General features: G+C 35.2%; 18 protein-coding genes. All 18 read right to left on the bottom strand.

From position 1 onward, the window contains the following. Positions 1-12: 12 nt before the first annotated feature. Positions 13-366 carry a 50S ribosomal protein L18 gene (rplR, locus tag B0E34_RS06450; RefSeq protein WP_087707998.1) on the bottom strand — a complete coding sequence of 118 codons (354 nt, stop codon included), beginning with the start codon at positions 364-366 and terminating at the stop codon, positions 13-15. 15 nt (positions 367-381) lie between these two features. Further along, a complete protein-coding gene (gene rplF, locus B0E34_RS06455) occupies positions 382-927 on the bottom strand; it encodes a 50S ribosomal protein L6 (RefSeq protein ID WP_087707999.1) in 546 nt (181 codons plus the stop codon). A 17-nt stretch (positions 928-944) separates the two neighbouring features. Next, a complete protein-coding gene (gene rpsH / locus B0E34_RS06460) occupies positions 945-1,343 on the bottom strand; it encodes a 30S ribosomal protein S8 (protein ID WP_029297768.1) in 399 nt (132 codons plus the stop codon). Between the two features lie 146 nt (positions 1,344-1,489). After that, on the bottom strand, positions 1,490-1,759 hold the full coding sequence (gene rpsN / locus B0E34_RS06465) for a 30S ribosomal protein S14 (protein WP_029297771.1): 270 nt from the start codon (positions 1,757-1,759) through the stop codon (positions 1,490-1,492). Positions 1,760-1,762: 3 nt separating this feature from the next. Further along, positions 1,763-2,314: a 50S ribosomal protein L5 gene (rplE, locus tag B0E34_RS06470; RefSeq protein ID WP_072883928.1), complete on the bottom strand. Its 552-nt coding sequence runs from the start codon at positions 2,312-2,314 to the stop codon at positions 1,763-1,765. 13 nt (positions 2,315-2,327) lie between these two features. After that, positions 2,328-2,654, bottom strand: coding sequence for a 50S ribosomal protein L24 (gene rplX, locus B0E34_RS06475; RefSeq protein ID WP_076391862.1), 327 nt, complete (start codon positions 2,652-2,654; stop codon positions 2,328-2,330). 19 nt (positions 2,655-2,673) lie between these two features. Next, positions 2,674-3,042 carry a 50S ribosomal protein L14 gene (gene rplN / locus B0E34_RS06480; RefSeq protein ID WP_007839504.1) on the bottom strand — a complete coding sequence of 123 codons (369 nt, stop codon included), beginning with the start codon at positions 3,040-3,042 and terminating at the stop codon, positions 2,674-2,676. Between the two features lie 2 nt (positions 3,043-3,044). Continuing rightward, complete coding sequence (rpsQ, locus tag B0E34_RS06485) at positions 3,045-3,299, bottom strand: 30S ribosomal protein S17 (protein WP_029297775.1); 255 nt, start codon at positions 3,297-3,299, stop codon at positions 3,045-3,047. Between the two features lie 12 nt (positions 3,300-3,311). Further along, positions 3,312-3,497 (bottom strand): 50S ribosomal protein L29, encoded by a 186-nt coding sequence (rpmC, locus tag B0E34_RS06490; protein ID WP_027381309.1) that lies wholly within the window; start codon positions 3,495-3,497, stop codon positions 3,312-3,314. Between the two features lie 12 nt (positions 3,498-3,509). After that, the gene (gene rplP / locus B0E34_RS06495) at positions 3,510-3,935 is read right to left on the bottom strand and encodes a 50S ribosomal protein L16 (protein WP_029297776.1); all 426 of its coding nucleotides are present in this window, start codon (positions 3,933-3,935) and stop codon (positions 3,510-3,512) included. Positions 3,936-4,032: 97 nt separating this feature from the next. Continuing rightward, the gene (rpsC, locus tag B0E34_RS06500) at positions 4,033-4,785 is read right to left on the bottom strand and encodes a 30S ribosomal protein S3 (protein ID WP_087708000.1); all 753 of its coding nucleotides are present in this window, start codon (positions 4,783-4,785) and stop codon (positions 4,033-4,035) included. A gap of 8 nt (positions 4,786-4,793) precedes the next feature. Beyond that, the gene (gene rplV, locus B0E34_RS06505) at positions 4,794-5,192 is read right to left on the bottom strand and encodes a 50S ribosomal protein L22 (protein WP_050020604.1); all 399 of its coding nucleotides are present in this window, start codon (positions 5,190-5,192) and stop codon (positions 4,794-4,796) included. Between the two features lie 2 nt (positions 5,193-5,194). Continuing rightward, positions 5,195-5,473, bottom strand: coding sequence for a 30S ribosomal protein S19 (rpsS, locus tag B0E34_RS06510; protein WP_002983209.1), 279 nt, complete (start codon positions 5,471-5,473; stop codon positions 5,195-5,197). Positions 5,474-5,475: 2 nt separating this feature from the next. Beyond that, on the bottom strand, positions 5,476-6,297 hold the full coding sequence (gene rplB / locus B0E34_RS06515) for a 50S ribosomal protein L2 (protein ID WP_027381305.1): 822 nt from the start codon (positions 6,295-6,297) through the stop codon (positions 5,476-5,478). Between the two features lie 21 nt (positions 6,298-6,318). Beyond that, positions 6,319-6,609: a 50S ribosomal protein L23 gene (rplW, locus tag B0E34_RS06520; protein WP_042720941.1), complete on the bottom strand. Its 291-nt coding sequence runs from the start codon at positions 6,607-6,609 to the stop codon at positions 6,319-6,321. 3 nt (positions 6,610-6,612) lie between these two features. Then, positions 6,613-7,242, bottom strand: coding sequence for a 50S ribosomal protein L4 (gene rplD, locus B0E34_RS06525; RefSeq protein WP_076391856.1), 630 nt, complete (start codon positions 7,240-7,242; stop codon positions 6,613-6,615). Next, positions 7,233-7,859 (bottom strand): 50S ribosomal protein L3, encoded by a 627-nt coding sequence (gene rplC / locus B0E34_RS06530; RefSeq protein ID WP_076391854.1) that lies wholly within the window; start codon positions 7,857-7,859, stop codon positions 7,233-7,235. Before rplC ends, rplD begins: the two co-directional genes overlap by 10 nt. A gap of 295 nt (positions 7,860-8,154) precedes the next feature. Beyond that, the gene (locus tag B0E34_RS06535; RefSeq protein WP_087708001.1) at positions 8,155-8,967 is read right to left on the bottom strand and encodes a GLPGLI family protein; all 813 of its coding nucleotides are present in this window, start codon (positions 8,965-8,967) and stop codon (positions 8,155-8,157) included. Positions 8,968-9,185: the final 218 nt, after the last annotated feature.

Below are 9,185 nucleotides of genomic sequence, written 5' to 3' on the forward strand. Positions count from 1 at the left end.
GAAATTTAATGATTAGAATTTAAGTCCACCTTCTCTCGCACCATCCGCTAGAGCTTTAATTCTCCCGTGATATACGAATCCGTTTCTATCAAATACAATATTTTCGATTCCTGCAGCGATAGCTTTAGCAGCAATAGCTTTACCTACAGCAGCAGAAACTTCAGTCTTAGTTCCGTTAGCGTCAACTCCTTTCTCTCTTGAAGAAGCAGAAGCCAAAGTTTTTCCACTGTTATCGTCGATTAACTGAGCGTAAATTTCCTTATTACTTTTGTATACAGATAATCTTGGCAATTCAGAAGATCCGGAGATTTTTCCTCTTACTCTTCTTTTGATTCTTATTCTTTTTTCTAATTTACTTAATGCCATAATACTTATAATTTATTAAGCAGATTTACCAGCTTTACGTCTAACAATTTCTCCTACGAATCTTACCCCTTTACCTTTGTATGGTTCAGGCTTTCTGAAAGAACGGATCTTTGCAGCTACCATCCCTAGAAGTTGGTTGTCGTGAGACGTTAAAGTAATAATTGGGTTTTTACCTTTTTCAGTCAATGTATCTACTTTTACTTCGTTTGGAAGTTCAAGCACGATACCGTGAGAGAATCCTAAAGCTAACTCAAGTTTTTGACCTGCATGAGAAGCTCTGTATCCTACCCCTACTAATTCCAGTTTCTTTTCGAAACCTGTGTTTACACCAACAATCATGTTGTTGATTAACGCTCTGTATAAACCGTGAAGCGCTTTGTGTTGTTTAGCATCAGATGGTCTGTTTACATTCAGTTCTCCATCTTTCTGTTCTATAGTAATTCCTGCTGTAAGTTCCTGAGAAAGTTCTCCTTTAGGACCTTTTACAGTTACCACACCATCTTTTTCAGTGATTGTAACTCCTGCTGGAACTGTTATAATTGCTTTACCAATTCTTGACATTTTCCTGTGATTAAAAATTAATAAACATAGCAGATTACTTCACCGCCTACTTTTTCTTCTCTAGCTTTCTTGTCAGTCATTACTCCTTTAGAAGTAGAGATGATAGAAATACCCAAACCGTTTAGTACTCTTGGAAGTTCAGTAGAACCTTTGTACTGTCTCAAACCTGGTCTAGAAGCTCTTTGGATAGACTTGATAGCTGGTTTGTTGGTTTGCTTATCGTACTTTAAAGCGATTTTAATCGTACCCTGAACAGCGCTATCTTCAAACTTGTAGTTTAAGATATACCCCTGATCGAATAAGATCTTAGTAATCTCCTTTTTGATTTTCGATGCAGGAATTTCCACCACTTTGTGGCCTGCGCTTTGTGCGTTCCTTACTCTTGTTAGGAAATCTGAAATTGGATCTGTTACCATTTTTCTTTTATAAATTATTGGTTAAAGAACAATCAGTATTGTAAGGACTTGAAGAGTAAAATATCAGACCTCAGAAATCTTGGTCTGATATTTTTATCTTTAGTATCCAGACAACTTAATTGTCCCGATTTTTTAATTAGTAATTATTACCAACTAGCTTTTTTAACTCCCGGGATAAGACCGTTGTTTGCCATTTCTCTGAAAGTTACTCTGGAAATACCGAACGTTCTCATGTATCCTCTTGGTCTACCTGTTAGTTTACATCTGTTGTGTAATCTTACAGGAGAAGCATTTTTAGGCAATTTTTGAAGTCCTTCGTAATCACCAGCTTCTTTAAGAGCCTGTCTTTTAGCAGCGTATTTAGCAACTAGTGCTTCTCTTTTGCGCTCACGCGCTTTCATTGATTCTTTAGCCATTTCTTAGTTCTTTTTAAATGGTAAACCGAAGTGAGTTAATAATGCTTTCGCTTCTTTATCTGTTTTCGCAGTAGTAACGAAAGTGATGTCCATCCCCTGGATTTTTTTCACTTTGTCGATTACGATCTCAGGGAAGATGATCTGCTCAGTGATCCCTAAGTTGTAGTTACCTCTACCGTCGAAACCATCAGCCTTGATTCCAGAGAAATCTCTGATTCTTGGCAATGCAGAAGAAGTTAATCTGTCTAAGAACTCATACATTTTATTCGCTCTTAGTGTAACTTTAGCACCTACAGGCATTCCTTTTCTCAATTTGAAAGCAGCTTCGTCTTTCTTAGAGATTGTACCTACAGCCTTCTGACCAGTGATGTTCGTTAATTCTTCAACAGCATAATCGATGATTTTTTTGTCTGCTGTAGCATCTCCTAAACCTTGAGATAAAACAATTTTCTCTAATCTAGGCACCTGCATTACAGATTTGTATCCGAATTCTTCCATCATTGCAGGAACAATCGTTTCTTTATATGCTTTCTTGGGTCTTGCTATATATTCCATGTGTTATTTAAAATTATAAAGTTTCACCCGTTTTTTTGTTGATTCTTACTTTCTTATCTCCTTCGATTTTGTAACCTACTTTAATAGCTTTTCCGTCTTTTCCAACTAAAGCTACGTTTGAGATATGAATAGAAGCTTCTCTTTCAACGATTCCTCCTTGAGGATTTGAAGCTGAAGGCTTAACGTGTTTTTTAACGATATTAAGTCCTGCAACTACTACTCTTGGGTCTCTTCCTTCTTTTTTGATCACTTCAATAACTTCACCTGTACCACCTTTAAGACCTTTCTTACCTGTAGTTACGATTACGTTATCTCCTCTTTTTATTTTTAACTTTGACATTTTTTTACAATTTTAAATATTAAAGTACTTCAGGAGCTAATGAAATGATTTTCATATATTCTTTGTCTCTCAACTCACGAGCAACCGGTCCGAAAACACGAGTTCCTCTCATTTCTCCCGCTGCGTTTAGCAATACACAAGCATTGTCTTCGAATTTGATGTATGAACCATCTTTTCTTCTTACTGCTTTTTTAGTTCTTACTACTACAGCTTTAGATACCTGACCTTTCTTAGCGTTTCCTGATGGTGTAGAATCTTTGATAGTAACAACGATTTTATCACCAACTGAAGCATATCTTCTTCTGGTTCCTCCCAGAACTCTGATAACCAATACTTCTTTAGCACCTGTGTTATCAGCAACTTTTAATCTTGATTCTGTTTGTAACATTATTACTTAGCTTTTTCAATGATTCTTACTAATCTCCATCTCTTGTTCTTGCTCAAAGGTCTAGTTTCTTGGATTAAAACTGTATCTCCTTCTGCGCATTCGTTGTTCTCGTCGTGTGCAGTATATTTTTTCGTTTTTAATACGAATTTACCGTACATCGGGTGCTTTACTCTCGTAGTTTCACTAACAACAATAGTTTTTTCCATTTTATTGCTGGAAACCACTCCGATTCTTTCTTTTCTTAAATTTCTATCCATTTTAAAATGAAATTATTGTTTGTTAGTTAACTCAGTGTTTAGTCTAGCGATTGTTTTTCTCAAATCTCTGATTTGGATCGGGTTTTCAATTGGGCTGATCGCATGAGCCAATTTCAATTTAGAATATTGAGCTTTTGCTTCAGTTAATTGAGCTTGAATATCACCCGCGCTTAAATTTTTAATATCAGCTTTTTTCATTGTATTCAAAGATTAAAGAGGTTTAACAAAATCGTTAGCAACGATGAATTTAGTAACTACTGGTAATTTTTGTGCAGCAAGTCTTAAAGCTTCCTTAGCGATATCGTAAGGTACACCTCCGATTTCGAACATAATTTTACCTGGTTTTACTACAGCTACCCAATATTCCACAGCACCTTTACCTTTACCCATACGTACTTCCGCTGGTTTTTTAGTAATTGGCTTATCCGGGAAAATTTTAATCCATAGTTGTCCCTCTCTCTTCATATATCTTGTCGCAGCGATACGAGCAGCTTCAATTTGTCTTGCAGTGATCCAAGCACCTTCTGTCGCCTTGATTCCGAAAGTTCCATAAGCAAGTTGACTACCTCTCTGGGCATTCCCCTTCATTTTCATCTTATGAACTCTACGGAACTTGGTTCTTTTTGGTTGTAACATAATTTCTAAATTTTAGATTTTAGATTTTAGATTTTAGATTTTTTTTATTTTAAAAAAGTAACGGTAATTTAAAATTCAAAATTTCTAATCTAAAATTTTAATTATTATTGTTATTGTTGTTGTTTTTTCTAGGTCTTCTGTTGTCTCTGTCTCCTCCTCTGTTATCTCTTCTGTCTGACTGACCTCCTTTTTTCTGTTGTCCCACTAATGGAGAAAGTTCTCTTTTACCGTAAACTTCACCTTTCATGATCCAAACTTTTACTCCTAGTTTTCCGTACTGAGTAAGTGCTTCACCGATGTGGTAATCGATATCTGCTCTGAAAGTAGACAATGGAATTCTTCCTTCTTTGAAAGATTCTGATCTTGCCATTTCAGCTCCGTTCAATCTACCAGAGATCTGAACTTTGATACCTTCTGCACCCATTCTCATTGTACCTGCCATCGCCATTTTAACAGCTCTTCTGTAAGAGATTCTGTTTTCAATCTGCTTAGCAATGCTGTCTGCAACTAATACTGCATCAAGCTCTGGTCTTTTGATTTCGAAGATGTTGATCTGAATATCCTTTTTAGTTAATTTTTTCAACTCTTCTTTCAGTTTATCAACTTCCTGACCTCCTTTACCGATGATAAGTCCCGGTCTAGCAGTAGTAATTGTAACTGTTACTAATTTTAATGTTCTTTCAATATAAATTCTTGAAATCCCACCTTTAGATAATCTAGCTTCAAGGTATCTTCTGATTTTGTAGTCTTCCGCGATTCTGTCTCCATAATCGTTTCCGCCAAACCAGTTAGAATCCCATCCTCTGATGATACCTAATCTGTTACCAATTGGATTTGTCTTCTGTCCCATACCTTGATTTAGTTTTCTTTATTACCTAAGATTAATGTAACGTGGTTAGATCTTTTTCTGATTCTGTACCCTCTACCTTGCGGAGCTGGTCTTAGTCTCTTCAATTGTCTTGCACTATCCACGAATATTTCTTTAACGATAAGGTTTGCTTCCTCAATGTCAGCCCCTTCGTTTTTCACTTGCCAGTTAGCAATTGCAGAAAGAAGTAATTTTTCTAATTTGTTAGAAGCTTCTTTCTTAGAATATTTAAGGATATAAAGAGCTTTATCTACTTGCTCTCCTCTAATGATATCAGCAACTAATCTCATTTTTCTCGGAGAAGATGGGCAGTTATTTAATGAAGCTTTTACAACGTCTTTGTTAGCTTCTTTTCTTGCGATTGCGCTATCTTGTTTTCTTGATCCCATGATTATCTGCTTCCTTTGTTTTTGTTACCACCATGACCTCTGAAAGATCTTGTTGGAGAAAATTCGCCTAACTTGTGACCAACCATGTTTTCTGTAACATAAACAGGGATAAAAGATTTCCCGTTGTGTACAGCAATAGTTTGCCCTACGAAGTCCGGAGAGATCATAGATGCTCTAGACCAAGTTTTGATAACTGTCTTCTTACCAGACTCTATATTTGCCTGAACCTTCTTATCTAAAGTATGATGAATGAACGGTCCTTTCTTAAGTGATCTTGCCATAATTATTTTCTTTTAGATACGATGTAACGGTTAGACACTTTGTTTTTCTTTCTAGTTTTGTAACCTTTAGCCGGTTTACCGTTTCTAGATCTTGGGTGACCTCCAGAAGAACGTCCTTCACCACCTCCCATTGGGTGATCTACAGGGTTCATTACTACCGCTCTTGTTCTTGGTCTTCTACCTAACCATCTGCTTCTACCAGCTTTACCTGATACAGTTAATTGGTGATCAGAGTTGGAAACAGATCCAATCATTGCCATACATTCAGTAAGGATCATTCTGGATTCTCCTGAAGGTAATTTAATGATTGCATATTTCCCGTCTCTTGAAGTTAATTGCGCTGAAGAACCAGCACTTCTTGCTAAAATAGCACCTTGACCAGGCTTCATTTCAACACAAGAAATTACAGTACCCAATGGAATGTTTTTCAATTTCATTGCGTTACCTACATTTGGTTCTACGCTTTCACCTGAAACTACTTTTTGGTCTACTTTGATACCGTTTGGAGCGATGATGTATCTCTTCTCTCCGTCTGCGTACTCTAATAAAGCGATAAATGCAGTTCTGTTTGGATCGTATTCTACAGATTTTACAGTTGCTTCAACGTTTGCTTTGTTTCTTTTGAAGTCAATAATTCTGTATTTCTTTTTGTGTCCACCTCCGGTGTAACGCATGGTCATTTTACCTGTTTGGTTACGTCCACCTGACTTTTTAATACCAACTGTTAGAGATTTCTCTGGTTTGTTAGTAGTAATTTCCTCAAAATTGTTTACAATTCTGAATCTCTGTCCCGGGGTGATAGGTTTTAATTTTCTAACAGACATTACTATTATTTATAATTATAATTAATTTACAGCAAAAATATCGATAACCTCACCTTCAGCAAGTTTGATTACCGCTTTTTTCAATTTGTTTGTCTTTCCTACTTGAAGACCTTTTTTAGTGTATTTCGAAGAAACCTTCGGAGCATAAATCATTGTATTAACGTCTGCTACTTTTACACCATAAGCCGCTTCTACAGCTTTCTTAATCTGGATTTTATTCGCCTTAGTATCTACCAAGAAAGAATAAGAACCTCTTAAATCTGTAAGGTAATTAGCCTTTTCTGAGATAACTGGTTTAATGATAATAGACATGATTTATTTCTTTAAATTTTCCTGGAATTTTTCTACTGCACCTTCGAAGAATACGATCTCACCTGCGTTTACTAAATCGTAAGAACTCACTTCGTTGAAGTTCATTACTTTAGTCTTAGGTAAGTTTCTTGAAGATAAATACACATTCTTGTTAGCTTCAGGAAGAATGAACAAAGATTTTTTACCGTTTAATGTTAATGCATCTAATAAAGTAATGAAATCTTTAGTCTTAGGAGCTTCGAAGCTCATATCTTCTAAAACTTTAATGCTGTTGTCTCTCATTTTCTGAGATAAAACAGATTTCTTAGCTAATCTCTTAAGAGCTTTGTTCAACTTAAATCTGTAGTCTCTTGGTTTTGGACCGAATACTCTACCTCCTCCTCTGAAAGTTGGAGATTTAATATCACCATATCTAGCAGAACCAGATCCTTTTTGCTTCTTAAGTTTTTTAGTAGAAGCTGTAATTTCGCTTCTTTCTTTTGCTTTATGAGTTCCTTGTCTTTGTGCTGCAAGGTACTGTTTAACTTCTAAGTAAACCGCGTGCTGATTTGGCTCAATTCCGAATACTGTTTCGTCTAGAGTTACTTTTCTTCCGGTCTCTTTTCCTGATGTATTTAATACTACTAGTTCCATTTTCTGATAATTACATAAGAATTTTTAGCTCCCGGAACAGCACCTTTTACTACTAAAAGATTTTGTTCTTGATCCACTTTTAATACCTGAAGGTTTTGTACAGTTACCTGCTTACCTCCCATTCTTCCAGCCATTCTCATCCCTTTGAATACTCTTGAAGGGTCAGATCCTGCACCGATAGAACCTGGAGCTCTAAGTCTGTTGTGCTGACCATGAGTTGCCTGCATTACACCTCCAAATCCGTGTCTTTTAACAACACCCTGGAAGCCTTTACCTTTTGAAGTACCTGTTACGTCTACGAATTCTCCTTCGTTGAACAAGTCTACCTTTACTTCTTCTCCTACTTTTACTTCATCAACGAATTCTCTGTAGAATTCTACCAATTTAGCTTTAGGAGCAGAACCAGCCTTTTTAAAATGACCAGCTAACGCTTTACCAACGTTCTTCTCACTCTTGTCATCGAAACCTAATTGAACTGACTTATAACCGTCTTTTTCAATGGTTCTGACCTGTAAAACCGAGCATGGACCAGCCTGAATAACTGTACAAGGAATATTTTTCCCTGCTTCGTCAAACAAAGAAGTCATACCGATTTTTTTACCAATAATACCTGACATTGTTTATGTTATAATAAAATTTATCCTTTATTTATCACCATTTTTGGAGGTCTGAAGTAATTTCTACTTTTGAATATAGGCATACTACGCCCCTAAAATGAGTGTGCAAATTTATGAATATTTTTATAACTGACAAATATTTTCAGTAAAATATTTTGATTTTTAATCATTTACAGAAAAATCTTAAGATCACGAGTTTTTAAATGATGTCAAAATTATTCACTTTACAGACTTTTTTGCAAAAACGAAAGAAATAGCCATAAGAAGGAAATGGTGTGACTTAATCACTGAATAATTAAGGAGCCAGTTCAATCGGATTATTTTTCTTTTTAATCCTATCCTTTATCTGTCGCTCTGTTCCTGAATCGAAACTAAAACCTCCTTTAGCAATTTCAGAGACGAAATTTTCATGAAAATTTTTAAATGCTTTATAAAATTCAGATTTCTTTACCGTTTTTCCTTTAACTCTCTTTTTGGAAATCCACATCTTAGGCTTTTCTGAAAAGGTTTTATAGCTCACAAGCTCGAACGTATATTGTTTTTTAGAATCCTCAATCTCCACAATCAGCCCCGGAAGACCATAAAATTTATAAGGACCATCAGAAACCGGAATTTCGTTCGTGAACCACGCTTTATAATCACGTCCCGCATACGTAACCAACGCAGCCTGACATTTTAAATTTCCTATTTCTTTTGTTTCACTGGTAATCTTCCAGTTAAAATCAGGCTTTTCTTCGTAAATAAAATTGTCCTTAATAATATAATCATAATAAGAAATATTGTTTTTTTCAAAGTTTTTAATGACTCGAAAAGTAAAGTTGGTTTTAGGTAAACTTTTAGGATCAAGACCAAAAGCAAAACGGTTTGCTCCACCAGCTAAAGAATCTCTGTTATATGAAGTTACTCCCATAAACTGAGATTTCTCTTTTCCCCTTTCCAAAATAAAATACTCTTCATTAGAACTGGATTTATCCAGAGAATCAATCTGATATTTCAAAAGATATACATATCTGGATTCAACATCATCGATATTTACCTTTTCCTGAGCGGAAAAATTAACAAGCGTAAAAAAGAATAAAAAAGTAAAAAATGTAATTTTATAAGACATCCTATTTATATTTTATGATTGGAGACTGCATATGCGTTCTTAAAAATATAAATAAACATTCTATAATCAAAATTAATTGCGAATAATATAGAAAAACAAGACAATAATAATTTGAATTAAAAAATTACGCCGTATTTATTTTTGAATATCCGTAATTTCACCTAAATTTAGTAAATTTGCGTATAGTCAATTGTTTAAGATGAATATATTTAGTTTTA

The sequence above is a fragment of the Chryseobacterium mucoviscidosis genome, assembly GCF_002177115.1.
Lineage (GTDB): Bacteria > Bacteroidota > Bacteroidia > Flavobacteriales > Weeksellaceae > Chryseobacterium > Chryseobacterium mucoviscidosis.

Coding starts and splice junctions, on each gene's coding strand:
- rplR (WP_087707998.1), bottom strand. CDS start 366: ATGGCATTAAGTAAATTAGAAAAAAGAATAAGAATCAAAAGAAGAGTA.
- rplF (WP_087707999.1), bottom strand. CDS start 927: ATGTCAAGAATTGGTAAAGCAATTATAACAGTTCCAGCAGGAGTTACA.
- rpsH (WP_029297768.1), bottom strand. CDS start 1,343: ATGGTAACAGATCCAATTTCAGATTTCCTAACAAGAGTAAGGAACGCA.
- rpsN (WP_029297771.1), bottom strand. CDS start 1,759: ATGGCTAAAGAATCAATGAAAGCGCGTGAGCGCAAAAGAGAAGCACTA.
- rplE (WP_072883928.1), bottom strand. CDS start 2,314: ATGGAATATATAGCAAGACCCAAGAAAGCATATAAAGAAACGATTGTT.
- rplX (WP_076391862.1), bottom strand. CDS start 2,654: ATGTCAAAGTTAAAAATAAAAAGAGGAGATAACGTAATCGTAACTACA.
- rplN (WP_007839504.1), bottom strand. CDS start 3,042: ATGTTACAAACAGAATCAAGATTAAAAGTTGCTGATAACACAGGTGCT.
- rpsQ (WP_029297775.1), bottom strand. CDS start 3,299: ATGGATAGAAATTTAAGAAAAGAAAGAATCGGAGTGGTTTCCAGCAAT.
- rpmC (WP_027381309.1), bottom strand. CDS start 3,497: ATGAAAAAAGCTGATATTAAAAATTTAAGCGCGGGTGATATTCAAGCT.
- rplP (WP_029297776.1), bottom strand. CDS start 3,935: ATGTTACAACCAAAAAGAACCAAGTTCCGTAGAGTTCATAAGATGAAA.
- rpsC (WP_087708000.1), bottom strand. CDS start 4,785: ATGGGACAGAAGACAAATCCAATTGGTAACAGATTAGGTATCATCAGA.
- rplV (WP_050020604.1), bottom strand. CDS start 5,192: ATGGGATCAAGAAAACAAGATAGCGCAATCGCAAGAAAAGAAGCTAAC.
- rpsS (WP_002983209.1), bottom strand. CDS start 5,473: ATGGCAAGATCACTTAAGAAAGGACCGTTCATTCATCATACTTTAGAT.
- rplB (WP_027381305.1), bottom strand. CDS start 6,297: ATGTCTGTTAGAAAATTAAAACCTATCACCCCGGGACAGAGATTCAGA.
- rplW (WP_042720941.1), bottom strand. CDS start 6,609: ATGTCTATTATCATTAAACCAGTTATCTCAGAAAAGGCTAATTACCTT.
- rplD (WP_076391856.1), bottom strand. CDS start 7,242: ATGGAACTAGTAGTATTAAATACATCAGGAAAAGAGACCGGAAGAAAA.
- rplC (WP_076391854.1), bottom strand. CDS start 7,859: ATGTCAGGTATTATTGGTAAAAAAATCGGTATGACTTCTTTGTTTGAC.
- B0E34_RS06535 (WP_087708001.1), bottom strand. CDS start 8,967: ATGTCTTATAAAATTACATTTTTTACTTTTTTATTCTTTTTTACGCTT.